This is a genomic window from endosymbiont of Ridgeia piscesae, from assembly GCF_001443665.1.
GTDB lineage: Bacteria > Pseudomonadota > Gammaproteobacteria > Chromatiales > Chromatiaceae > Endoriftia > Endoriftia persephonae.
In genome coordinates, this window is the sequence record NZ_KQ557140.1 from 29691 (window position 1) to 54739 (window position 25049).

Annotated in this window: 27 protein-coding genes and 1 tRNA gene; 27 read left to right on the forward strand and 1 reads right to left on the reverse strand. The window is 52.2% G+C overall.

Annotated elements, in window-relative coordinates:
* Window positions 1–38 precede the first annotated feature (38 nt).
* The 27 genes from rfbB (at window position 39) to Ga0074115_RS12350 (ending at window position 24422) form a co-directional block, all read left to right on the forward strand.
* The gene (rfbB, locus tag Ga0074115_RS12220; protein ID WP_057955206.1) at window positions 39–1127 is read left to right on the forward strand and encodes a dTDP-glucose 4,6-dehydratase; all 1089 of its coding nucleotides are present in this window, start codon (window positions 39–41) and stop codon (window positions 1125–1127) included.
* Complete coding sequence (gene rfbA / locus Ga0074115_RS12225; protein WP_057955187.1) at window positions 1124–1999, forward strand: glucose-1-phosphate thymidylyltransferase RfbA; 876 nt, start codon at window positions 1124–1126, stop codon at window positions 1997–1999. The genes rfbB and rfbA overlap by 4 nt, the downstream gene beginning before the upstream one ends.
* Before the next feature lie 2 nt (window positions 2000–2001).
* A complete protein-coding gene (gene rfbC / locus Ga0074115_RS12230; protein ID WP_057955188.1) occupies window positions 2002–2547 on the forward strand; it encodes a dTDP-4-dehydrorhamnose 3,5-epimerase in 546 nt (181 codons plus the stop codon).
* On the forward strand, window positions 2544–3443 hold the full coding sequence (gene rfbD, locus Ga0074115_RS12235) for a dTDP-4-dehydrorhamnose reductase (protein WP_057955189.1): 900 nt from the start codon (window positions 2544–2546) through the stop codon (window positions 3441–3443). Before rfbC ends, rfbD begins: the two co-directional genes overlap by 4 nt.
* 250 nt (window positions 3444–3693) lie before the next feature.
* Window positions 3694–4140: a sugar 3,4-ketoisomerase gene (locus Ga0074115_RS12240; protein WP_057955207.1), complete on the forward strand. Its 447-nt coding sequence runs from the start codon at window positions 3694–3696 to the stop codon at window positions 4138–4140.
* Window positions 4141–4250: 110 nt separating this feature from the next.
* Window positions 4251–5036: an LbetaH domain-containing protein gene (locus Ga0074115_RS12245; RefSeq protein WP_158294632.1), complete on the forward strand. Its 786-nt coding sequence runs from the start codon at window positions 4251–4253 to the stop codon at window positions 5034–5036.
* A gap of 2 nt (window positions 5037–5038) precedes the next feature.
* A complete protein-coding gene (locus tag Ga0074115_RS12250; protein WP_057955191.1) occupies window positions 5039–5647 on the forward strand; it encodes a hypothetical protein in 609 nt (202 codons plus the stop codon).
* Window positions 5644–6573: a ketoacyl-ACP synthase III gene (locus Ga0074115_RS12255; protein ID WP_057955192.1), complete on the forward strand. Its 930-nt coding sequence runs from the start codon at window positions 5644–5646 to the stop codon at window positions 6571–6573. Before Ga0074115_RS12250 ends, Ga0074115_RS12255 begins: the two co-directional genes overlap by 4 nt.
* Before the next feature lie 24 nt (window positions 6574–6597).
* Entirely contained in the window at window positions 6598–6828 is a 231-nt protein-coding gene (locus Ga0074115_RS12260; protein ID WP_057955193.1) for an acyl carrier protein, read from the forward strand.
* A gap of 66 nt (window positions 6829–6894) precedes the next feature.
* Window positions 6895–7989 (forward strand): DegT/DnrJ/EryC1/StrS family aminotransferase, encoded by a 1095-nt coding sequence (locus Ga0074115_RS12265; protein WP_057955194.1) that lies wholly within the window; start codon window positions 6895–6897, stop codon window positions 7987–7989.
* 3 nt (window positions 7990–7992) lie between these two features.
* Entirely contained in the window at window positions 7993–8817 is an 825-nt protein-coding gene (locus Ga0074115_RS12270; protein ID WP_082626703.1) for a glycosyltransferase family 2 protein, read from the forward strand.
* Window positions 8814–9647, forward strand: a complete 834-nt coding sequence (locus tag Ga0074115_RS12275) for an ABC transporter permease (protein WP_157292763.1) — start codon at window positions 8814–8816, stop codon at window positions 9645–9647. Before Ga0074115_RS12270 ends, Ga0074115_RS12275 begins: the two co-directional genes overlap by 4 nt.
* Complete coding sequence (locus tag Ga0074115_RS12280; RefSeq protein ID WP_082626704.1) at window positions 9628–10407, forward strand: ABC transporter ATP-binding protein; 780 nt, start codon at window positions 9628–9630, stop codon at window positions 10405–10407. Before Ga0074115_RS12275 ends, Ga0074115_RS12280 begins: the two co-directional genes overlap by 20 nt.
* A 10-nt stretch (window positions 10408–10417) precedes the next feature.
* Window positions 10418–11782, forward strand: coding sequence for a glycosyltransferase family protein (locus Ga0074115_RS15885; protein WP_082626705.1), 1365 nt, complete (start codon window positions 10418–10420; stop codon window positions 11780–11782).
* Between the two features lie 4 nt (window positions 11783–11786).
* Window positions 11787–12986, forward strand: coding sequence for a hypothetical protein (locus Ga0074115_RS12285; protein ID WP_057955198.1), 1200 nt, complete (start codon window positions 11787–11789; stop codon window positions 12984–12986).
* Window positions 12987–13031: 45 nt separating this feature from the next.
* Window positions 13032–14042 (forward strand): glycosyltransferase family 2 protein, encoded by a 1011-nt coding sequence (locus Ga0074115_RS12290; RefSeq protein WP_057955199.1) that lies wholly within the window; start codon window positions 13032–13034, stop codon window positions 14040–14042.
* A 580-nt stretch (window positions 14043–14622) separates the two neighbouring features.
* Complete coding sequence (locus Ga0074115_RS12300) at window positions 14623–15555, forward strand: glycosyltransferase family 2 protein (RefSeq protein WP_267887545.1); 933 nt, start codon at window positions 14623–14625, stop codon at window positions 15553–15555.
* Window positions 15548–16405, forward strand: coding sequence for an NAD-dependent epimerase/dehydratase family protein (locus tag Ga0074115_RS12305; RefSeq protein ID WP_232433081.1), 858 nt, complete (start codon window positions 15548–15550; stop codon window positions 16403–16405). Before Ga0074115_RS12300 ends, Ga0074115_RS12305 begins: the two co-directional genes overlap by 8 nt.
* 238 nt (window positions 16406–16643) lie before the next feature.
* The gene (gene thrS, locus Ga0074115_RS12310) at window positions 16644–18560 is read left to right on the forward strand and encodes a threonine--tRNA ligase (protein WP_060528573.1); all 1917 of its coding nucleotides are present in this window, start codon (window positions 16644–16646) and stop codon (window positions 18558–18560) included.
* A gap of 216 nt (window positions 18561–18776) precedes the next feature.
* On the forward strand, window positions 18777–19295 hold the full coding sequence (gene infC, locus Ga0074115_RS12315; RefSeq protein WP_039960351.1) for a translation initiation factor IF-3: 519 nt from the start codon (window positions 18777–18779) through the stop codon (window positions 19293–19295).
* Window positions 19296–19349: 54 nt separating this feature from the next.
* Entirely contained in the window at window positions 19350–19547 is a 198-nt protein-coding gene (rpmI, locus tag Ga0074115_RS12320) for a 50S ribosomal protein L35 (protein ID WP_006474006.1), read from the forward strand.
* A 24-nt stretch (window positions 19548–19571) separates the two neighbouring features.
* Entirely contained in the window at window positions 19572–19931 is a 360-nt protein-coding gene (gene rplT / locus Ga0074115_RS12325; protein WP_006474007.1) for a 50S ribosomal protein L20, read from the forward strand.
* A gap of 109 nt (window positions 19932–20040) precedes the next feature.
* Window positions 20041–21069, forward strand: a complete 1029-nt coding sequence (gene pheS, locus Ga0074115_RS12330) for a phenylalanine--tRNA ligase subunit alpha (RefSeq protein ID WP_057957023.1) — start codon at window positions 20041–20043, stop codon at window positions 21067–21069.
* A 118-nt stretch (window positions 21070–21187) separates the two neighbouring features.
* A complete protein-coding gene (pheT, locus tag Ga0074115_RS12335; protein ID WP_057957022.1) occupies window positions 21188–23566 on the forward strand; it encodes a phenylalanine--tRNA ligase subunit beta in 2379 nt (792 codons plus the stop codon).
* A gap of 3 nt (window positions 23567–23569) precedes the next feature.
* A complete protein-coding gene (ihfA, locus tag Ga0074115_RS12340) occupies window positions 23570–23872 on the forward strand; it encodes an integration host factor subunit alpha (protein ID WP_005964443.1) in 303 nt (100 codons plus the stop codon).
* Entirely contained in the window at window positions 23850–24209 is a 360-nt protein-coding gene (locus tag Ga0074115_RS12345; protein WP_057957021.1) for a MerR family transcriptional regulator, read from the forward strand. The genes ihfA and Ga0074115_RS12345 overlap by 23 nt, the downstream gene beginning before the upstream one ends.
* Window positions 24210–24345: 136 nt before the next feature.
* A tRNA-Pro gene (locus tag Ga0074115_RS12350) sits at window positions 24346–24422 on the forward strand.
* 97 nt (window positions 24423–24519) lie between these two features.
* Here Ga0074115_RS12350 and Ga0074115_RS12355 read toward each other — a convergent pair.
* Complete coding sequence (locus Ga0074115_RS12355; RefSeq protein ID WP_057957020.1) at window positions 24520–24816, reverse strand: hypothetical protein; 297 nt, start codon at window positions 24814–24816, stop codon at window positions 24520–24522.
* Window positions 24817–25049 lie beyond the last annotated feature (233 nt).

The window sequence follows — 25049 nt, forward strand, 5'->3', positions numbered from 1 at the left end:
AACATGTCGGGGGGAGGGAGGCGATTAGCATGGCTGAAATGCCGGCACGACGGTTGTTGGTTACGGGCGGGGCGGGTTTTATCGGCTCGGCGGTGATTCGCTATCTGATCAATGAGACAGATCACCATGTGGTTAATCTCGATAAACTCACCTACGCGGGCAATCTGGAGTCGCTGGCTGCGGTGGACGGCAGCGAACGCTACGCCTTCGAGCGGGTCGATATCTGCGACCAGGCGGAGGTCGACCGGGTGTTCCGTGAGCATCATCCGGACCTGGTGATGCACCTCGCCGCCGAATCCCATGTCGATCGCTCGATCAGCGGTCCGGCGGAGTTCATTCAGACCAACATCACCGGCAGCTATGTGATGCTGGAGGCAGCGCGCCAATACTGGTCTGGCCTGGAGGGCCCCGCCAAAGCGCGGTTTCGCTTCCACCATATCTCCACCGATGAGGTCTACGGTGACCTGGAGGGGACTGACGATCTCTTTACAGAAGAGACCCCCTACGCGCCGAGCTCTCCCTATTCCGCCTCCAAGGCGAGTTCCGATCACCTGGTGCGCGCCTGGAACCGCACCTACAGGTTGCCGGTGGTGATCACCAACTGCTCCAACAATTACGGCCCCTATCAGTTCCCCGAGAAGCTGATCCCGCTGGTGATCCTCAACGCGGTGGCTGGTAAGCCCCTGCCGATCTACGGTAAGGGGGATCAGATCCGCGACTGGCTGCAGGTTGAAGATCATGCCCGCGCGCTGGTGAAGGTGGCGCTGGAGGGGCGGGATGGCGAGACCTACAATATCGGCGGCCATAACGAGAAGACCAATCTCGAGGTGGTCAAAACACTCTGTTCGATCCTCGATGAGCTGCGCCCGGAGCACCCCGAGGGCATCCAACGCTATGAAGAGCTGATCACCTACGTGGCTGATCGCCCCGGCCATGATCTGCGCTATGCAATCGATGCCTCCAAGATCGAACGGGATCTGGGTTGGACGCCAGACGAGACCTTCGAGAGCGGTATCCGCAAGACAGTGGAGTGGTATCTCGACAACGCCGGCTGGGTGGAGAATGTGGCCAGTGGCGAGTATCGCAAATGGATCGAGAGCAACTACGACAGACGGGGGGATGAGTGAGAAAGGGAATTATTCTGGCGGGGGGCTCAGGTACCCGGCTCTATCCGGTGACGCAGGTTGTCTCCAAGCAGCTGTTGCCAATCTACGACAAACCGATGATCTACTATCCCCTGACCACGCTGATGCTGGCGGGGATCCGGGATGTGCTTATCATCTCCACCCCTCAGGATACGCCCCGCTTCGAGCAGCTGTTGGGCGATGGTTCCCTGTGGGGCATGAACCTCTCCTATGCGGTGCAGCCCACTCCCGACGGTCTGGCCCAGGCTTTCATCATCGGCACTGACTTTATCGGTAACGATCCCTGTGCCCTGGTGCTTGGGGACAACGTCTTTTTTGGCCATGAACTGGCCACCGATCTGCTGCGTGCGGCCGAGCGTGAAAGCGGCGCCACCGTGTTCGCCTACCAGGTCAATGACCCGGAGCGCTACGGTGTGGTCGAGTTCGACAGGTCCGGCAAGGTGATCAGCCTGGAAGAGAAGCCGGAGCAGCCCAAGTCCCGCTACGCGGTGACCGGCCTCTATTTCTATGACAATCAGGTGGTCGATATCGCCCGTGATCTGAAGCCCTCCGCCAGGGGCGAGCTGGAGATCACCGACCTCAACAAGCGTTATCTGGATGCGGGGGAGTTGACCGTCTCCCTGATGGGGCGCGGTTATGCCTGGCTCGATACCGGCACCCATTGGTCGTTGATCGAGGCCTCCCAGTTCATTGAGACCATCGAGCGACGCCAAGGGCTGAAGATCGCCTGTCCGGAAGAGGTCGCCTGGCGCTCTGGTTTCATCGACGATGCGCAACTGGAGCAGCTGGTCGAACCGCTGAAGAAGAGCGGTTATGGACAATATCTGATGGGCCTGCTGCAGGAAGGGCGTTAGAGATGCGTGTGACACCGACCGCGATTCCCGATCTGCTGGTAATTGAACCCAAGGTGTTTGGTGACAGCCGTGGCTTCTTTTTCGAGAGCTTCAATGCCAAGGCGTTCCAACAAGCGACTGGGTCGGATGTGAGATTTGTGCAGGACAACCACTCGCGCTCCCAGCAGGGGGTGTTGCGCGGGCTGCACTATCAGATCCAGCAGCCCCAAGGCAAGTTGGTGCGGGTGGTCCAGGGGGCGGTGTTCGACGTGGCGGTGGATATCCGCCAATCTTCCCCCAGCTTTGGTCAATGGGTGGGGGTGGAGCTGACCGAAGAGAATCACCGCCAGCTGTGGGTGCCGGTCGGCTTTGCCCACGGCTTTGTCGTGCTCAGCGAGAGCGCCGATTGCCTCTACAAGACCACCGACTACTATGCCCCTGAACATGAACGCTGCATCCGCTGGGATGACCCAGAGATCGGCATCGAATGGCCGCTAATCGGTGAGCCACAGCTTTCAGCCAAAGATCAGCAGGGGCCGTCCCTTGCAGAGGCGGAGTTCTTCCCATGAGAATCATGCTGACAGGGGCCAACGGCCAGGTCGGATGGGAACTGGCAAGGAGCCTGATGCCTCTGGGTGAAGTGGTCGCACTAAACCGAACCCAATGTGACCTGTCACGTCCTGAGACAATCCCCGGTATCGTGCAAGAGATCAAGCCGGATCTGATCGTCAACGCCGCTGCCTACACTGCGGTGGACAAGGCGGAAGAGGAGGAGGTGCTGGCCACCACCATCAACGGCACCGCCGTCGGCGTGCTAGCGGAGCAGGCGAAAAGGCGCAACGCGCTGCTGGTTCACTACTCCACCGACTATGTGTTCGACGGCACCAAGTCGACTCCCTATACCGAGGAGGACGAACCCAACCCGATCAATGCCTATGGACGCAGCAAGCTCGCTGGTGAACAGGCTGTGCGTGAAGTGGGTGGAGAGCATCTAATTTTTCGCACCAGCTGGGTCTATGCAGTGCGGGGTTCCAACTTTATAAAAACAATACTAAGGTTGGCATCCGAACGAGATGAACTCAAAGTGATAGCCGACCAGCTTGGGGCGCCAACTAGTGCGGAATTTATTGCAGATATAACTGCCCTCTGCCTCTACCGTCAGGTCCACGGTAATGTCTTTGCAGAAGAGATGGTCGGCACTTATCATCTTGCCCCAACCGGTGAGACCAGTTGGCATGGGCTTGCGGAATACGTCATTGCAGAAGCGCAGCATTATGGCTTTAAATTACGTACCGCGTCTGAAAATGTGTGTCCGGTTTCTTCCACTGAATACCAACTGCCCGCACAGCGCCCAGTTAACTCACAGCTTGTTACGCAGAAACTTGCTGATGTTTTGGGAGTGCGTTTGCCAGTTTGGCAGGATAGTGTGGATCGGATGTTGAGTGAGATGTTAGCTGGGAAGTAGGGGGGGTACCGCATGAGCAATTTGACAGCATCCTTTTTGAGAATTACCAAGGGGGAAACTGTGCAAGTCGTTGTATGGAGGCTTTTTCGTACCATCTTAGTTAGTTCAACACGAAATCCGTACAAAAACTGGAAGGGTTTTATGTTGGGTGAGTTCGATATCTCGAGGCGTTTTTCGACCAACCTTGGTTAGGCTGCTGGTCTGATGTCAGAATATGTATTGGTGCTAGCTATTGGCCGGAGCGCAGTATATGGAAAACGATGAAGTGAAATTCTCATCCGGTTTGTTGGAATTGGACGTGAAGGGTGGAAATGATGGCTACCTCGTTCCATTGGAGGAGCGGTCGGAAGTGGTGCCATTTTCCATCAGGCGAGTCTACTATATCTATGGTGTAGGTGACGGTCTGCGCCGTGGCTTTCATGCCCATAAAACACTGAAACAGCTCATAGTCTGTGTCTCAGGTCAGTGTACAATTGATCTGGATAATGCATGCCAGCGAGAGAGTTTTCGTCTCAATCAGCCTAATGTAGGGTTGCTGATTAACGAGCCAGTGTGGCGCGAGATGTACGATTTTTCTGATGATTGTGTACTCATGGTGTTGGCTAGTGAGCACTACGACCCGAATGATTACATCCAGAGTTTTCGTGAGTTCAAGGCATTTGTGCGTAGGATGCCAGGTCCAAGTGACCGCGTTTAGTGTGGACGCAGATGCATAGATTGTCAGATTTTTTTGAACGTACCGAGAGAGATGGCAGTTTTCTTCAGACCCAGTTTGCTAACTCATCCCAGCCAGGGAGCGTATGTTTTGTGGCGGCGGACAAGTACCTGCGCCAGGTAAACGGGAACCCGGCCATCGCCTGCGTGGTGACTACTGAGGCGTTGGCCGGGAACGTCGATGTGGCTAAGGGGCTCGCGATATCCCCAACCCCGGAAAAGGCATTTTACCAGCTGCATAATCGACTAGTCTCCGAATTTCAGATGCGCCCAAAGCTGGAGCCTTTTGTCGACCCCAGTGCCAGAATCCACCCCTCTGCCTATGTGGATAAGTATGTCTGTATCGGGCCGGAAGTGGTGGTTGAACCCGGTGCCGTGGTACTGGGCGGCACTATCCTTAAACGGGGTGCATTGGTTGGACCTAACGCCGTTATTGGGGCCGATGGCCACTTCTACAAACGCTACGATGGACATATCTTCCGTGTTTTGCACGCCGGTGGCGTGGTTCTAGAACAGAATGCGCAGGTCCTTTCAGGAGGTGTTGTCTCAAAGGCGCTGCATACGGATTTTACCGTGATTGGATTAGAAAGCGTTGTCAGTATAAAGGCCCATGTCGCCCATGGATGTAAAATCGGACATCGCTGCATCATCGCAGGAAATGCCCAAGTCTCTGGATATACTGAGATGGATAATGATGTATGGATAGGGCCTTCGGCAACGATAGGGAATTTGTTGAAAATTGGTGAAGGAGCATCCATTGAGGTTGGGAGTGTGATCATAGAAAATCTTGACGCTGGTCGACGGGTATCGGGTAATTTTGCCATTGATCATCGCTCCAATATGATGGATTTCGCAAGAAAGCGGCGGCGGGGGAGATAATAATGCTAGATATAACTGTGGGATGTATTCCAATGGAATTTGGCTTCAAAGGTGAGCGAAGTTACATTCAGGGGCCAGATCTTGTGAATGGCGTGTTGAGCCATTTTGCTGGGAAAGAAATACAAAACGTCAAGTTTTCTATCCATGGTTTTATCAATACACCGCACTGTACCCTTTCAATCTATGCAGCTGACCCAAAAAATAATACTGGTGAGTTCAGGGGTTATTTGACGCGTGATGGAAAAAAATGGTGGCTAGAAATAACTGCTAGAGACCAGAAATCAGGAGTAGAGAACAGGTCGCCATATGATGAAAATGCTATTATCTCGCAATGCAATATCGAGGGTAAACAAGTTTCGTTAACTGGCAGATCTGCCTACTCGTTTATGGAAACGATTGTCTCAATGACAAAGCTTCTTTTGACTGAATTGATCCGACCGACGGGTGGGAAATGGATATTCACGGCCATTGAGATCGATGAATACTTCGATCTAAGAGAAAACTTATCAATTAAGCTTTTGCATAATTTCCAGAACAAACTTGTCAAATCGGAAGTGCTATCTGATGATGTTCGCGTCGGCATCATCTATTTTTCATTGGTGAAACCATGATCGGTATCGAAACTATTTCGATCTATCTGCCGGGGGGGCGTGTAGACAATACCCAGCGTCTCGAGAAATTCGATATCACCGAGGAGTTCCTGCGGACAAAGACAGGTATGACTCGCCTCTCCCGCAAAGGCGCAGGGGAAGAAACCTCGGACATGTGTTGTGCTGCGGTCAGGGTGTTGATGGAGGAGCGGGAACTCCCGGCGGAGGAGATCGAATGCCTGATTGTTTGCACCCAGAATCCTGATGGCTACGGATTGCCTCATACCTCGGCCATTGTGCATGGCAAGCTAGGCCTGACCAGAGACTGCGCCGTCTTCGATATCTCCTTAGGTTGCTCCGGCTATGTCTACGGCCTCTCGGTGATCAAAGGCTTCATGTTGAGCAACGGGTTCACTCGGGGGATTCTGGTGACGGCAGACCCCTATTCCAAGGTGATCGATGAACAGGATAAGAACACCTCTCTGCTGTTTGGCGATGCGGCGACGGCCACGTTAATAAGCGATAGGCCGAAGTGGGATATCGGTAGGTTCTGCTTTGGTACTGATGGTACTCACAGCTCCGCGATTAATGTAAAAAGCGAAAATCGACGGCTCGAAATGAACGGTCGAGCGGTATTTAATTTTACCGCTACCGTGGTGCCGGGGAACATCAGCAGAACCCTAGAATTGAACGGCCTAGAGAAGGCTGATATCGATCGTTTCGTGCTACACCAGGGCAGCCGCTACATTAGGGATACTCTGGCCAAGCGCATGGGCCTAGCACTGGAAAAAGTGCCATTTCAGGCGGGCGACTATGGGAATACGATCTCTTCGTCGGTACCGTTGATTCTGGCCAATGAAGAAGATGCATCCAAGCATATCCTAATTTCTGGGTTTGGCGTGGGACTCTCTTGGGCGAGTACCGTATTAACCAAAGTCAATATTTGATGGCAGATTTAAGAGGAAATATGAATGAAAGCTACCGCTGATGAAATAAGGGCCATTATTGAAGAAACTGGGACCACCGCAGATGTTGCCCAACTTGATGAAGGTATGAACTTCTCCGACGCTGGGATCGACTCCCTCGAGTCATTCAATATTCTGCTAGGCGTGGAAGAGAAGTTTGGCATCACTATTCCCGAAGAGCAGACAGAGGGACTTAACAGCATCACGGCGATTATTGCTTGCTTGGAAAAACACTGATTGGCAACAAAAGAGGATGTTTCTTTGAGTAGTACGGTGACTGTGTGGCACAACGGGAGGGGAGATATGCATATACCTTTTCTTGATCTGAAACAGATCAATGCCTCCTATGCGGCAGAATATCTGGGTGCATTGCAGCGGGTTCTTGACTCTGGAAGATATGTCCTTGGCCAGGAGCTTGATTCCTTTGAAGATGAGCTTGCTAGTTTCTGTGAGGCGGGAGAGAGCATCGGAGTGGGTAATGGGCTGGATGCGTTAACAATTGTTTTGCGCGCGCTTGATGTGAGGCCGGGGGATGAAGTTCTGGTGCCGGCCAATACTTTCATCGCTTCATTTCTAGCTATCTCTGCCGTGGGCGCTACGCCGGTTCCGGTTGACCCAGAACCTGAAAGCTTGCTTCTTGGGGCTGCTAATCTGGAGGGAAAAATCACCGCCAGAACCAAAGCCATCATGCCGGTCCATCTGTACGGCCAAGTCTGTGACATGGATGCCATTAATGCTGTTGCCAATAACCACGATCTTCATGTAGTGGAAGATGCGGCCCAGGCTCATGGGGCGCGATATAAAGGCCGAAGAGTCGGTGCTCTCTCCACAGCCTCAGGGTTCAGTTTCTATCCGGGGAAGAATCTTGGTGCGCTGGGTGATGGTGGAGCTATTGTTACGAACGATCAGGATTTGGCTGAGCGTGTCAGAATGGTTCGAAGCTACGGATCTGTAACTAAATACTGGCATGAAAAAAAGGGGGTTAACAGTCGCCTTGATGAGTTGCAGGCCGCGTTTCTGAGAATACGTTTACGGGATTTGGATAAGGAAAATGAGAAGCGTCGGATGATTGCGGACTACTATCTGAATAACATACGCAACGATAGTGTGAGGTTGCCGCAGATTCCACCGGATACACTGCCGGTTTGGCATTTGTTCGTGGTGCGGGTGTCGGATAGGGAACAGTTCATTGCGTACTTGACCGCCAACGGTATCGAATCACTGATCCACTATCCAGTTGTCTGCCATAAACAGAACTGCTATGCAGAGTTGTATAATCATGATTGTCAGGTGGCAGAGCAAGCGGCTAACGAGGTTGTCAGTCTGCCTATATCACCGGTGATGACACTGGAACAAATGGAGTATATCGTGGAGGTTACGAATCGGTGGGGGAGCTGATCATTGGCTGCACAGAAAGTATCTGTTCGTATACCGGCTTATAATCATGAGAAATATATTGAGCGTTGTTTAGATAGCGTGCTTGAGGATAGCTATCCGAATAAGGAGCTCGTTATCATTAACGACGGCTCGACAGATCGAACCCCAGAATTAATTGACCAATGGATAAAAAAAAATCAACCAGAATTTCCAGTCTTATATGAATCTAGGGAAAATAGGGGGTTGCCTAAGACACTGAATGAATTGGTTGCTCTATGCTGTGGGAAATATCTGGTGTCACTTGCAAGTGATGACTATTTGTTGGACGGCGGGATTGAGGAAAGAGTTCGTTACTTGGACGAACACACAGATAAGTTTGCAGTGATCAGCGACTGCATCGTCGTGGATGATGGCGGAAATTTGCTTCACGATAGCGGGTTGACCGGACTCTATTCTGCTAAAGTGGAAAAATATTACAATGCCGACGGGTTGCTTGATGAAATTATCAGCAATTGGTCTGTGCCAGGTCCTGTATTAATGGTTAGAAGGAGTCTGTATGACAAGGTGGGGCAATACAACGAGAAGCTTGAAGTTGAGGATTGGGACCTTTATATTCGAATGGCTTCGCAGAAACTGCTTGGCTTCGTGAATAAAAAAGTGAGTGCCTATCGTCTTCACGATAAGAATATTTGTAGGCGTAGCGACAAAGTGATATGGAGCCATAAGCAGCGATTGAGAATCGCCATAAAAAATTTGGCCAATGTTCCATCTGGATATAAAATATCTATGCTGCGCCAAGTGTTTTTCTATTTCTATCTTGCTTTTATTCGCCGTGGGAATTCAATGTGACGGAAGTCACCGTGTTTTATTCTTCAACGATGCAGCGAAGTCCTATTGCTGGGTCCATTCAGTTGCTCAAAGGGTTGCTCAATAAACGACAGCTCTTTCTTGAGTTGGTGGCTTCGATTCTTCGCAAACGATACAAGGGCTCGTACTTGGGTGTTTTTTGGACCATGCTCAACCCATTAATGACGATGTTTGGGTTGGCGTTGGTTTTTCCCTTGATCATCAAGTTTCGAATGGATGATTATATTATCTATCTTTTTTCTGGGATTCTGGCCTGGAACATGATCAGTACGTCTGTAGTAGGTGGGGGTGATGCGATCCTGGCCAATCAAGGGTTTATTCGCAAGGTTTATCTACCAAAACTGATATTTCCTATAGTGTTGGTGAGTGCTGAGCTTGTCAATACAGTTGTTACCGCTATGATGCTGCATGTCATTGCGCTAATTTTTGACTTTTCGATTAATACGAATATTTTTTATTTGCTTGCTGCTATTGTTCTAACTTATCTGTTTGGTATTTGTGTGGCTGCTATAACGAGCGTACTGGTGGTCTATTATCGTGATGTAAAATATATGCTCGGCGTGGTGATGCAAACTTTGTTTTATCTTTCTGCAATAATTTTCCCTATTACATTATTACCAGAAAAATACAGATTTTTTATGGAGTTTAATGTGTTCTATCAGTTTGTGCGGCTTTTTCATCAGGCCATCTACTATGGAGATACTAGTGACTGGTCATTGTTTGCAATACCAGTGATTGTCGTCTGTGTGATGTTTTTTTTGGTGATTTTGCTTCATCAGAAAGTCGATCGATATGTTGTTTATCGGCTCTAAGATGCCAGCCTTTGTTCGCGTAGAAAATTTGTCTATCGATTTCTTGAAATATGCTGGCGGTGAGCCATCATTAAAAGCCGATATTATTTCAATCTTGCAACGGCGGAAGCAGAAAGATAGAAGAATAAAATTTCGGGCTGTTTCTGATGTAAACTTTTATCTCGAGAGTGGTGATCGTCTTGGGGTGGTCGGTCGGAACGGTGCGGGAAAAACCACTTTGATGAAGGCGATTGCGGGCATCTATGCCCCAGCGGCTGGATCTATTCAGTTAAAAGGTAAGCTTATACCATTGCTCGAATTGGGTACCGGATTTGATCCGCTTAGTTCTGTGCGTCAAAATATCTATTTAAATGGAGCAATACTTAATGTCCCCAAGCAAAGAATTATCGAGCTAGAACCCAAAATTCTTGGGTTCGCGGAATTGGAAGATTTTGCAGATCAGCCGTTAACAGGCTTATCCTCTGGTATGCGCTCTAGGTTATCGTTTAGTATCGCTTCTTTTTTAGATCCAGAAATCCTTCTGCTTGATGAGGTGTTTGCTGTAGGAGATAAGTCATTTGTTAAGAAAGCAAAGTCACGCATGCTAGAACTAATTGAGGCGAGCAAGATAGTGGTTTTCTCCTCACATCAGGAAAATCAGATTCTAGAAGTTTGTAATAAGGTGGTCGTAATGGATAAAGGAAGAATACTTTTCAGTGGAGGGCCGGAATTTGCCCTTGAATTCTATAATGAGAAAATTATTAAATCTAACCTAAATTAGGTAGCTGGATGTGAAAATTCTACTTGTTTTGCACACATATGCCGCAGATGGAGACTTTGGGAGTTTTGCTCTCCAGCTTATAGAAGGCTTTTCGAATACTGGTGCCGAGGTTCACGTTATTAAAGCGAATGATTTGGTGGATGGTTTGGGTGCAACCTCTATGTCAAAGGCGTTAGATTCAGATAAAATTAGGACCTATTTTAATCACAATAAATTTGATCTTGTTTTTAATACGAATCATTCTGGCATGGGGGGCATAATTAAAAAGTGTATAGGTCATACGCCAGTTATTAGTTGGTTGGTGGATAGAAATCCATTCCTGCATGCAGGGAAGTGCGAGAGGAATCTGTTCCGTAAAACAAATCATGTAATAACATCATCTAGGGTTAATGTTGAGAATTTAATTCGAAGGTTTGGCCTCAGTGAGGATAATGTTCATTATTATCCATTTATGACGAATCCGTCGTCGTTTTCTTTCGTTAAGGACAAGACACTTAATTTGTGCTTCATTGGCTCTTTTTTTGTTAACGAGGGCGTTATTTCTGATCTATTGTTGAAAAATTACGGCAATAAATATTATTCAAGAATAATGGATGCAATAGCTTCATTGGAAGATGATTTTGATCAGGATGATCGGGCTTTAGTGAGAAGAATTGGAATCAGGTTTCCACTGCTAATGCAGAATATTTCGGCGGCGAGGTTTAAAGGCTCGGTTGGTAATATTATATCAAATAAGAAGCGCCTCGATGCCCTGTCTGCTGTATCAGACTTGGGGCTTCATTTATATGGGACAGAAAATATCAGTGCTTTGGCTGCGTACTCGCCAAGAGTAGCAAGCTGTTTTCATTCATCCATGTATGTTAATTCTCGGGCGCGTCTTTGCGATGTTTACGATAGATCAAAAATAGGGGTGAATATTAACCATCATCAGGCGACTACTGGTTTATCTTATAGGGTGTTTGATATTTTGGCATCAAGTGCCTTGCTGGTGACTAACAAGCAGAAAAATTCAGATCTAGATTATTTATTTGGTAAAGATAATCCTATACCCACTTATGCTACAGCGTCTCAGCTAAGAAAAATATGCCAGCATTTTTTACAGTCTGATTCAGAGAGGAATCAGTTGGTGCGGGAATGTAATAAGTTAATTGCTGGAAAGCATACATTTGACGTGAGAGCGATCGATATAATAAAAATTGCTTACCCTGATTTTGTCGCAAAAAAAGAAAAGCCAAAGGTTGAATTTATCGATAGTCGGCGCTTGTTAAAGGATGAGTCGTTTCAAAAAAATGCTAATTCTGGTTGCGGTATCGTGGATTATGTTCGTGTAATGTCTAAAATATATTCATACGCAGCAAATAGGATAAGTTCGTAGCATTATGAATATAACTGTTTTTATTCTTTCGGCGCAGCCGTTTGATGTGGCGGCTAAGGCTCTCAGATCATATGTAAAATATAATGGGCAACTGCTGGGTAAGGATGTAAGGTTTTTTTACAAATCAGATATGGATAAAGGTAATACTCTTGATCCAAACGACGGCGGTCTTCCTTGCGTGGTTATTTTGCGTGCGAATGAGTCGCTGGACTTTTCATTTTTGATTAGCAATGATCGCCAAAAAATAAAATTTATATATATAAACCACTCGCCTTCTGAGTTTCAGAGGCATATGGTTAATCTTCAGTCTTTGGTGCGTAAAAAGATTATTGAAAATAATGGGGAAGGGGGTGATGGTTCTTCCCTTCTTTCCACGGGAGAATTTTGCGAACCTTTTTGTCCCGAGCAGTTTGATTTTTTTGAATTATGTTTGTTTTTTGTAAATGAGAATAAAAAAACTCCTGTGTCTACGCTGGGGATAGATCTTTCGATGCATTGTCATCTGTCCAAAGATAGTCAATTTGTTGTTAAGCGATTTGATGTTCCAGGTTTCCAGGCTATTCTGAAGTTGCTCTCTAAAGCTGGAAGCTTATTTCGAAAGCGCGTTGAGATGGAGCGGTCTGATGAGGGTATTGACTTTCTTTTGGCGCCACCAACTGTTGGGGAGGATCCGCTTGACTTTATTAATAAAAATATTTGTGATTCAAGAACTGCGGATGTCATTTGTGCCTTGCGTGAAATAAATGATGTAATTGGTGGTCTTGATGTCTTTGTTAACCATAATGCAGTTAAAAATATATCTTTATTATATAAAATATTGTGTTCTAGTGATGTTGACTCTTTTGTTTTTTCTGGACAACGGATTCAGAAAGATATTTATGCAAAATACAAGATTTTTGTTGTGGGGCGTCCCCATAGTCAACGTGCGCTGAAAAATATCATATCATTCGACATGGGTCTTCCAAGGACTTTATTCCTTTATGATAAAATGTATTTTAATGACATAACAAAAATGATTGGAGATGCGGCGCATGCCTTGTCCTATTATGAGGCACATAATCTCGTCAGCGAGATCGTTAGGCTTCAAGATAGGACGCTGAGGCAGGAGTTATTGGAGATTAAGAATGTTGCATTTGCTAAGTATAGATCACGCAGCATTAAGCAGTTAATGTCTAAGTATCGTGATCATATTTACGGTGATTGAGTTCTGTTATGATGAGGGCAATGAGACGTATTAAAGTTGATTGTGATGCCGGTTTTCATGTTTGGAGGCGATGTCATGGCGGCTTCATGTGATATTGCGATTGTTATGGCTGCGTGCAATGGGGAAGAGTACATACGGGCGCAGATAGAAAGTATACAGAATCAGACGATTGCTAATTGGAAGCTTATTATTCGTGATGATGAGTCGACAGATTCAACGCTGGCTATCCTCAGTGAGTTGGCAAATAATGATGGGCGAATCAAAGTTATTGCTGATAAATTAGGGCCTCAAAAGTCTGCGCAAAAGAATTTTTCATTGCTTGTCAATGTGGTTATTGGGTGTGAGTGTGGCTATGTGTTTTTTTCTGATCAGGATGATTTGTGGGAAAGAGATAAGCTTGAAAAAATGATGATGTATATGCATGTGGTCGAAGCTGATTTCCCTGAAGCCCCTATTATGATTCACTCTGATCTTATTGTTGTGGATGCGAATAATAATGAGTTGGCGAGTTCCTTTTTGAGATTTCAGGGGCTTCGGCATGAGAATATATTTCCACTACGTGTCCTTCTCGCTCAAAACTTTGTTACTGGTTGTGCGTCTTTAGTGAACTTGTCTTTATTAAAGATTGCGGCTCCATTCCCAAATGAAATGATGATGCACGATTGGTGGCTTGCGCTTTGTGCGGCATCAACAGGGAAGTTGTTGTTTGTACCTGAGAGAATGGTGCGCTATCGACAGCATGGTATGAATAGCATTGGCGCGAAGGGATATTGGGCACGGCTGAATCCCTTCGCCACAAGTATCATGTTTCGTTGGAGGCGTGGAAAAAAGAATATTTCTGGCACTATCAACCAAGCAAGAGCGTTAAGTATGAGGGTTGATCAAGAGCTCGCTACGGGAAGCGTGCCATTGGTTTATATGGATACAATTAGAGCTTATGCGAGGCTCATGCAATTATCTCCAGCTGCGCGGCTGGGATCGCTGCAAAAATATAGAATACAGCGACAGACTTTGTTGACGGATCTGATATTTAAATTACGAGTCTTCTTTATGTAATTGCGATTTAAACACTTTGGATCTGGTGGCCTTCGCAGATTAAAGATACAAAAGACATTATTTTTACTGCGAAAGGTTTCACTGCATACAATCCATTAATTTCGGTAACGGATGCCTGCCACTCATGTGGCAGGTCTGTCGGGATGTATTCAGCCGCTGCGCTCTATCGAACCGGGACGCTGCAGCAGGTGGGACTGTCCGCTGCCGTGGTCCATCATGTGGGTCCGGCTATAGTTGGGGGAAAGCATAGTGATTTTGCCGTCTATCATGGGCACTGGGCACTGGGCACTGGGCACTGGGCACTGGGCACTGGTCTGGGCGTTCGTCAAGAACATGCCAAAGCCCCTCTTTTGGCTCTTGCTTCCCCATCGTCTGGCGTGAATCTTGCCTGCTTGTGGTATTTGCGCTGCGCGGTCAGGGACGATTGGTTGTGCGTGCGAAGTGGCATGCGACCAATGACCTGCCTAGAAGGTGGCGCAAACGTTGGGAAGTTTAGGTGAATCGGGTTGCCTCCATCAAAGATATCTGACGTGCCTTGGATAAACGCCTCTTTCCGCTGCGCTGAGCCATGGAGAAGCAGGTGTCAGATCGGGTGACGGTGGGCGATAACGTGGGCCGGTCGCCAGTCTCGCTGATCATCGTGAATCACGATGCTGGCGCCATGCTGGCCGATTGTATCGCCTCGAGCCTGGATCAGGTCGAGGAGATCATCGTTGTCGATAATGCTTCTTCGGATGACAGTCTTGCACTGCTGCAGAGTCGTTTTCCCAATGAAAACCGCCTTCAGCTGATCCGAAATCACGAAAATCTGGGTTTTGCAGCCGCCAGTAACATCGGTCTGACATGGGCAAATGGGCGCTACCTGATGCTGTTAAACCCCGACTGTCTGCTGGATCCTGAGTGTATCGGTCGGTTGGTGAGTGTTTATGAGTCTCGTCCTGAGATCGGCATGGTTGGGGGCCTGCTGCTGAACCCAGGCGGCACCGAGCAGGGTGGTGGGCGCCGTGCTGTTCCAACGCCCTGGCGCTCTTTTGTCCGGGCCTTTGGTCTGCATCGCCTCTCCCACCGCTGGCCGCGGCTGTTTTTCGATTTTCATCTACACGAACAGCCCTTGCCTGAGCAGCCGATCGAGGTCGAGGCGATCTCCGGCGCCTGTATGCTGGTCAGTCGAAATGCCCTGGAAGATGTCGGGCCGCTCGATGCGGGCTATTTTCTGCATTGCGAGGATCTGGACTGGTGTATGCGCTTTCGCCGCAAGGGTTGGAATATCCTGTTTGTACCGGATGCAAAGATCATCCATTATCGCGGCGTTTGCGGCCTAGGCAAACCCATCTTTGTTGCCTGGCATAAACACAGGGGCATGATTCGGTTCTACCGCAAGTTTTTCAAACACCAGTACCCTGGTGTGTTGATGTGGTTGGTGGGATTGGGAGTCTGGCTCAGATTTGGCGCGACGGCGCTCTATTATCTGCTGCACAGTGCTAGTTGCAAAGTGGGAAAACGGCGTGGCTGATAAGATATACGGTGTGATAGGCGCGACCAGTCTGGTCGGGGCGGCTCTGCTTCCCAGGTTGGTAGCGTCAAACTGCAGGGTTGCCGCATTTTCCCGGCGCAAGCCAGAGAGCGAAAACTCAAACCTGCGGCCGGGTTCGCTGGTCTGGAACCCGAAAGGGGTGGAGATCACCCACTGGATCTCGCTGGCTCCGATCTGGGTGCTAGCGGAGCTGCTCCCCATGCTAGAGGATCGGGGCGCGCGCAAGGTTGTTGTCTTGAGTACCACCAGCCTGTTCACCAAATCCCGCTCAGAGAGTCCAGCAGAACAGCGGCTTGTGGAAGGGATAAGGACTTCAGAAGCGATGTTGGCCGAGTGGGCCGGTAAACATGACATCGAATGGGTGGTGCTGCGACCGACACTGATCTATGGCCTGGGTAAAGATCGGAACATCTCCGAGATCGCCAGGATGATCAATCGGTTCGGTTTTTTTCCACTGCTGGGCGAAGGGGTAGGGCTGCGACAACCCATACACGCAGAAGATGTGGCACAGGCCTGCCAGGCTGCGCTCGATCTGCCCGAAATAAAAAACCGTGCCTACAATATCTCTGGCTGCGAACAGCTTAGTTACAGAGAGATGGTGCTGAGGATCTTTCGCTGCATGGATAAACAGGAGCGGCTCGTCTCCATTCCCCGCTGGGCCTTCACGATGATTCTGCTGCTGCTGCGCAGGTTTAGGCGTTTCCAGGATTGGTCGGTCGCGATGGTTGACAGGATGAACCAGGATATGGTCTTCGACCATGCCGAGGCAGAGCAGGACATCGGTTTCAAACCCCGCCCGTTTCGCCTGGAAGCGGGCGATCTTCCATAGGCGCGGTACGTATTTCGATCTGCGATCCGGTTCAATCAGCAACTGCTTGCGTTGACCTCCGCAGACGATAGAATATCCGCCGCTTAGCTCCAGCAGAGGCTTGCTCGTGCCTGGAGTGCAAGCGCGGCAGGCTGGGTACACCCGGAACACCGCAATCGAATAGCCAGCCAGGCTTCTTGGGGCCTGGCTTTTTTTCATGTGGCCTCTCGTATGGGCCACCACTGACAAGGAAAGAGACATGCCTGTCATCACCCTCCCGGACGGTTCCACCCGTAGATTCGACAACCCCGTCAGCGTCTACGAGGTGGCGGCCGACATCGGACCAGGCCTGGCAAAGGCGACCCTGGCTGGTCGGGTCAATGGAGAGCTGGTGGACGCCAGCTTCCTGATGGAAGCGGACAGTGAGCTGGCGATCATTACCAGCCGTGATGAGGCGGCGCTGGAGCTGATGCGCCACGACGCCGCGCATGTGATGGCCCAGGCGGTGCAGGAACTCTATCCGGGCACCCAGGTCACTATCGGTCCGGCCATCGAAAACGGCTTCTACTACGATTTCGCCCGCGAAGAGCCCTTCACGCCGGACGATCTGAAGAAGATCGAGCAGCGCATGCACGAGATCGTCAAGCGCGATCTGCCACTGCAGCGTGAGGTGTGGGATCGAGCCGAGGCGATCAAAATATTTGCCGAGCTGGGTGAGGACTACAAGGTCGAGATCATCCAGGACATCATCCCCGAGGGCGAAGAGGTCTCCATCTATCGTCAGGGCGACTGGTTTGATGTCTGCCGCGGCCCGCATCTGCCGAGCACCGGCAAGCTCGGCAAGGGCTTCAAGCTGATGAAGGTGGCAGGCGCCTACTGGCGCGGCAACTCCGACAATGCGATGCTGCAGCGCATCTACGGTACCGCCTGGTGCGACAAGAAGGCGCTCAACGCCTATCTGCATCGGCTGGAGGAGGCGGAGAAGCGCGACCACCGCAAGATCGGCAAGGCGCAGGATCTCTTCCATACCCAGGAAGAGGCGCCGGGCATGGTCTTCTGGCACGACAAGGGCTGGAGCATCTACCTGAGCATCGAGCAGTACATCCGCGACAAGCTGCGCAACCACGGCTACCAAGAGGTGTGCACGCCTCAGGTGATCGACCGAAGCCTGTGGGAGAAGTCGGGTCACTGGGAGAAGTTTGGGGACATGATCTTCACCACTCATTCCGAGCACCGGGACTATGCGATCAAGCCGATGAACTGCCCGGCCCACATCCAGATCTACAACCACGGCCTGAAAAGCTACCGCGATCTGCCGCTGCGCCTGGCTGAGTTCGGCTCTTGCCACCGCAACGAGCCCTCCGGCACCCTGCACGGACTGATGCGGGTGCGCAACTTTGTGCAGGACGACGCCCATATCTTCTGCACCGAGGAGCAGATCCTCTCCGAGGTTTCCGACTTCATCGACCTGCTGTTCGAGGTCTACCGTGACTTCGGTTTCGAAGAGGTGCTGGTGAAGCTTTCCACCCGCCCGGAGCAGCGCGTCGGCTCCGACGAGCTCTGGGACAAGGCGGAAAAATCTCTGGAAGACGCGCTCAATCACAAGGGGCTGGAGTTCGAGCTGCAGCCGGGGGAGGGCGCCTTCTACGGTCCCAAGATCGAATTCTCCCTGCGCGACTGCCTGGAGCGGGTCTGGCAGCTGGGCACGATCCAGCTCGACTTCTCCATGCCAGAGCGGCTTGGTGCCCACTATATCGCCGAAGACAACAGCAAGCAGGTGCCGGTGATGCTGCACCGGGCGGTGCTTGGCTCCCTGGAGCGATTCATCGGTATCCTCATCGAACACTACGCCGGCTCCATGCCATTGTGGCTCTCTCCGGTGCAGGCGGTGGTGATGAATATCACTGATCGCCAGGCCAAATATGCGGAAAACAGCGTCAAAGCTCTGCGTGAAGCCGGTTTTCGTGTCGAATCGGACTTGAGAAACGAGAAGATTGGCTTTAAAATCCGCGAACACACGTTGATGCGAGTGCCCTATCTGCTGGTCGTCGGTGACAGGGAGATGGAACAGGGCAGCCTGGCCGTACGGACCCGTAAGGGTGAAGACCTCGGCAGCATGCCGCTGCAGGAGTTCATCGCGAAAGTGGCTGCAGAGGTGGCCGAACGTGTGAATTAGGATAAAGCACCGCTGGGTCGGTGCTTTTCTGCTTTCGAGTGGTTGAAAAGCCTGAGTGGCCAACTCAACCATAGATCAAGGTAATGAGTCGCCTTGGTCGACCGGTTTTCGTCAGGTTTGTCTGGCGAAACCAGTGGCACACCAATGTGCCACAGGCAGGCCGTCGTAAGGCATCATGGCCTGTTTTGGAGCTGAACTTCTGCGGAGGAAGCGACTATCGCTGCACCAAAAAAGCATCGCCTGAATGACGAGATCAATGTACCCCAGATCAGACTGGTGGGTGCGGACGGCGAACAGTTAGGAATCGTTTCGTTGAGCGAGGCCAAAGCGGTGGCCGACGAGGCGGATATGGACTTGGTTGAGATCGTACCGAACGCGGAGCCTCCGGTCTGCCGCGTGATGGACTACGGCAAGTTTCTGTTCGATGTGAAGAAGCAGAAACAGGCGGCCAAGAAGAAGCAGAAGCAGGTGCAGGTTAAGGAAGTGAAGTTCCGACCAGGGACGGGTGCAGGGGATTACCAGGTAAAACTACGCAACCTGGTACGTTTCCTTAGTGATGGGGACAAGACCAAGGTAACCATGCGGTTCCGCGGTCGTGAGCACGCACATCGCGAGCTGGGGCTGGAACTCCTGCAGCGGGTGGAAGCCGATTTGGCCGAATATGGTCAGGTGGAGCAGAAACCGGCGATGGAAGGCCGCCAGATGGTGATGGTGCTGGGTCCCAAGAAAAAGTAACCAAAAAGGCAGGCCCAATAGTGGGATCCCGCCACAAATTGCGGAGTTGAAGCAATGCCAAAAATCAAGACCAATCGTGGTGCCGCGAAGCGGTTCAAGCGCACCGCATCCGGTTCGTTCAAACGGAACGCATCACATCGTCGTCATATCCTGACGAAGAAGAGCACCAAGCGGAAGCGCCACCTGCGTTCCCCAGGTACCGTGCACAAGTCCGATGTGGCTGCCGCCCGTCGCATGATGCCTTACGCCTAACCTTTAACGAATCGGTACTGAAGAATGTCCAGAATCAAACGTGGTGTACAAGCACGCGCCCGCCATAAGAAGGTGCTTAAAGAAGCGAAGGGTTATTACGGTGCCCGTCGCAAGATCTATCGTGTCGCCAAACAGGCGGTCATCAAGGCCGGCCAATACGCCTACCGCGACCGCCGCCAGAAGAAGCGCCAGTTCCGCGCTCTCTGGATCGCCCGAATCAACGCCGGTGCGCGTGAGTGCGGTCTTTCCTACAGCCGCATGATCGACGGCCTGAACAAGGCATTGGTCGAGATCGATCGTAAGATGCTGGCGGACCTGGCGGTACACGACAAGCCGGCTTTTGCCGCGCTGGCAGAAAAGGCCAAGGCCGCTCTCTCCAGCTAAAGCCTGTCGTCGAGTGTGGGCGGCTGTCCGCATGCATAACGGCGTCTATAAAGGGGGAAGGCCTTTGGGTCTTTCCCCTTTTTTGTTTCCCTCTCGAGGATGATTACAGATGAAAGATTCTGTGCTGAATCTGCAACAGCTGACGGCGGACGCAGAGCGCGCAGTGGCCTCAGCCGATGACCTGACCGCTCTGGATGAAGTGCGCGTCAAATATCTTGGCAAGAGCGGCCTGCTGACCGACCAGTTGAAACAGCTGGGCAAGTTGCCGAAACAGGAACGCCCGCAGGCGGGGCAGGCGATCAACCAGGCCAAGCAGGCATTGCAGCGTGCTATCGAGGCGCGCAAGGCGCTGCTTGAAGAACAGGCATTGGCAGTACGGCTCTCCTCTGAGCAGATCGATGTGACCCTGCCGGGGCGTGGCTTGGCAAAGGGCGGGCTGCATCCGGTTACCCGTACCCTGGAGCGGATCGAACGCCTCTTTGCTCATGCCGGCTTTGATGTGCACGAAGGCCCCGAGATCGAAGACGACTACCACAACTTCGAGGCGCTCAACATCCCGGCGCACCATCCGGCCCGGGCGATGCACGACACCTTCTATTTCGATGCCCACATGCTGCTGCGTACCCATACCTCGCCGGTACAGATCCGCACCATGGAGAGTGGCACGCCACCGATGAAGATCATCGCGCCGGGGCGGGTCTACCGTTGCGACTCCGATCTAACTCATACCCCGATGTTTCACCAGGTGGAGGGCTTTCTGATCGATCGGGATGTCTCTTTTGCCGATCTCAAAGGGGTGATCTACGACTTTCTCAGCAGCTTCTTCGAGAAGGATCTGAAGGTGCGTTTTCGTCCCTCCTACTTCCCCTTCACCGAGCCCTCGGCGGAGGTCGATATGGAGTGTGTGATGTGTGGTGGTGAGGGCTGTCGGGTCTGCAGTCACACCGGCTGGCTGGAGGTGCTGGGCTGCGGCATGATCCATCCCGAGGTGTTTCGCCACGTCGGCATCGACAGCGAAGAGTACGCCGGCTACGCCTTCGGCATGGGGGTGGAACGGCTCACCATGCTGCGCTACGGGGTCAACGACCTGCGGCTCTTCTTCGAAAATGACCTGCGGTTCTTGAAACAGTTTGCATAATAATTGGTCGCGAATGGACGCGAGTCACCGCTAATTTCCGCAAAAAATATTTGCGTTTTATTGCGGTGATGCGCGTCCATTCGCGGTTTGAAAACGATTCAATAAAACGGGCAGAAAAATGAAATTCAGTGAAGCCTGGTTGCGCGAGTGGGCCAACCCTGCGGTCGCCACCGAGGAGCTGGCCGAGCAGTTCAGCATGGCCGGTCTCGAGGTAGATTCGGTGGAGCCGGTGGCCCCCGCGTTCAGTGGCGTAGTGGTCGGCGAGGTACTCGCCATCGAGCCACATCCGGATGCCAACAAGCTGCGTATCTGCAGCGTCAATGTGAATGCTGAAGAGCCGCTGCAGATCATCTGCGGCGCGGCCAATGTGGCCGAGGGGATGCGGGTGCCGGTGGCGGTAGTCGGTGCCCGCCTGCCCGGTGACTTCAAGATCAAGAAGGCCAAGCTGCGCGGTGTCCAATCCCTCGGCATGATCTGCTCCGCCAGTGAGCTGGGTTTGGCCGATAGCTCCGACGGCATTATGCCGCTGCCGGCGGATGCCCCGGTTGGCGATGATTTCCGCGACTGGCTGCAGCTCGACGACCAGACCATCGATATCGATCTGACTCCGGACCGGGGCGACTGCCTGGGCCTCGCCGGCATTGCCCGCGAGGTCGGCGTGATCAATCGCTGCCCGGTCACCCCGCCGCAGATCGACGAGGTGCCGGCGGTGATCGATGACCGCTTCGAGGTACAGCTGGAGGCCACAGAGGCCTGTCCACGCTACCTCTGTCGGGTGATCAAGGGCATCAATCCGACGGCCGAGACGCCGATCTGGATGCAGGAGCGGCTGCGTCGCAGCGGCATCCGCAGCCTCAGCCCGGTGGTGGATGTGACCAACTACGTGCTGCTGGAGCTGGGTCAGCCGATGCACGGCTTTGACCTCGGCCAGCTCAGTGCGCCGATTCGGGTGCGCATGGCCGAGGCAGGCGAGAAGCTGACCCTGTTGGGTGGTCAGGAGGTCGAGCTGAAGCCCGACACCCTGCTGATCGCCGATGTGAATCGTCCGCTGGCGCTGGCCGGCATCATGGGCGGCGAGGGCTCCGGGGTCAGCGCCGAGACCAGCGATATCCTGCTCGAGAGCGCTTTCTTTACCCCCACCGCGATCATCGGCAAGGCGCGCGCCTATGGCCTGCATACCGACTCCTCGCACCGCTTCGAGCGCGGCGTCGATCCCCAGTTGCAGGCGCAGGCGATGCAGCGGGCCACCGCGCTGCTGCTGGATATCGTCGGCGGCGAGGCGGGGCCGGTGGTGGAGGTCAGTGACGAGGAGAAGATCGAGGCGCGCCCGCAGATCCTGCTGCGCCATCAGCGCATTCAGCGTCTGCTTGGCATCGAGATTTCCACCGACGAGGTGGAGGATATCCTCAGCCGCCTGGAGATGCAGTTCTCCGCCGAAGAGGGGGGCTGGCAGGTTACTGCTCCCAGCTGTCGGTTTGATATCTCCATCGAGGCAGACCTGATCGAAGAGGTCGGGCGCATCTACGGCTATGCGCGTATCCCCATCCGACGTGGCGCCTTTGGCATGGAGTTGCGTGGTCGAGCTGAGGCTGACTTTGATCTGCTGCGTGCTAAAGAGCTTCTGGTTTCACGGGATTATCAAGAGGTTATCACCTACTCCTTCATCAGCCCTGAGCTTCACAAGCAGCTCGATCCGGGGCGTGATGGGGTGCGTCTGGCGAATCCGATCTCGGCCGACATGTCGGTGATGCGCACTAGCCTCTGGCCGGGTCTGCTGCAGACCGCCCGCTACAATCTGTCGCGCCAGCAAGAGCGGGTACGCATCTTTGAGTCCGGCCTGCGGTTTCTCGAGAGCGCAGGCGAGATCGATCAGCGTCAGATGTTGGCGGGGCTGATCACCGGCCCGCAGCTATCGGAGCAGTGGGGCGGTGCAGCGCGTGCGGTCGATTTCTTCGATCTGAAGGCAGACTTGGAGGCACTGTTTACCTTGACCGGGGCAGGGGCAGGATTTGCGTTCAGTGCTGCCGAGCACCCGGCGCTGCATCCAGGGCAGAGCGCCGCGATCGAGTTTGCTGGTCGGCAGATCGGTTGGATCGGTATGCTGCATCCTGCCCTGGAGCAGCAACTCGATCTGGATGGCAGTACCTATCTGTTCGAGGTCGAGTTGGAGGCTCTCAATGCGGGCCGCCTGCCGGCGTTTGCTCCGCTCTCCAAGTTTCCTTCGATCCGGCGCGACATTGCACTGCTGATGGATGCGGAAATCCCCTTCGACAGGGTTAAACGCTGCGTGCAAACGGCTGCCCCAGAAATTGTGAAGGACATCCGTCTTTTTGATGTCTATACTGGTGAGAAGGTAGATTCGGGGCGAAAAAGTCTCGCTTTGGGATTGATTTTACAGGAATCTTCCCACACTCTTACGGACGAGGAAGTGGATGCGGTGGTCGATGCTGTGCTCAAACGGTTAGCCGATGAGCTTGGCGCGAAGTTGAGAGAGTAGGGTATGTCACTGACCAAAGCTGATATGGCTGAAAGGCTCTTTGATGAGTTGGGCCTCAACAAACGTGAAGCCAAAGAGATGGTGGAGATGTTTTTTGAAGAGATCCGCCGTGCTCTTGAGGAAGGCAGTCAGGTGAAGCTCTCAGGCTTCGGAAATTTTGACCTGCGTGAGAAAAAGCAGCGTCCCGGTCGTAACCCAAAAACCGGAGAAGAGATCCCGATCTCCGCCCGCCGAGTGGTAACCTTCCGGCCGGGCCAGAAACTCAAGGCGCGAGTGGAAGCCTATGCTGGATCCCAACAGCAGTAACGTTGAACTGCCTGCGATCCCTGGCAAACGCTATTTCACCATCGGTGAAGTCAGCGATCTTTGCCAGGTGAAACCTCATGTGCTGCGCTATTGGGAGCAGGAGTTCCCCCAACTCAAACCAGTAAAACGGCGTGGAAACCGCCGCTATTATCAGCGCCACGATGTGCTGATGATCCGCCAGATCCGCAGCCTGCTCTATGAGCAGGGCTTCACGATCGGTGGCGCCCGACAGCAGATGTCAGGTGAGCATGCCAAGGATGACCGCATCCAGAGTCAGCAGATCGTCAAGCAGTTGCGCATGGAACTTGAGGATCTACTTCAGATCCTCAAGAGGTAGCCTTTTACGATTGACAACAGCAGGGTAACTGCATAGTATTCTCCCTCCTTTGCGGAGCTGCTAATTTTCCCGCCAGGTGGGAAGTGGATCCGCGGGGATCTGGAACCAGGTCGATTGGCCTGTATCGCCAGAATTTCCGGGCGTAGCGCAGCTTGGTAGCGCACCACAATGGGGTTGTGGGGGTCGGATGTTCGAATCATCTCGCCCGGACCAATTTTCTATAATACTTTCAGTGGGTTGCAGGGATGCGCTCAATATCAAGAAAGGCGATTGCGTAAACTTTGCGTAAACTGCGTGTGGGTGTATTGCTCTAATGCTGTTGTTTCTGCCTTGCCGGAACCTCAACCGTTGTCCATTCGTGGCCATCCAAATAGAGCTTTGTCGTGCTCTCGCGGGTGTGTCCGCGCAAGGTCTGGATCTGCTTCAGGCTCCATCCCTGTTTCTCTCGCAGCAACTCCCCAAGCCCAAGCAGCTCATGGAATGACGGCCTGGCCGCCGGCGCCATATCGTCGAATAGGCCCGTCGCGTCACGCGCCTCCTTAAAGCCGTTGCTGATCTCTTGCAGGGAGAGCTGGAAGGGGTGTTTTTTCTCCTTACTCCTCCTCACCCGCCTGGGCCTGCGGTGAACCAGGTAGGGGCAGGCGCGCGAGGCTTCGATGATCTCGGCGTCTGCCCTCAGAGTGGGTGACAGGCAGTGAGAGCGGTATCCGTAGGTAGGTTGATGTTCTTAGCGATCTTCATATGTAGTAGTCGGGACTTAATCTGACAGTTACCGATTTCGATGGCGTGACTGTCAGGTCAAATTCAGCCGATGAATTTTTCCTTCCAGATTTGTTTCCC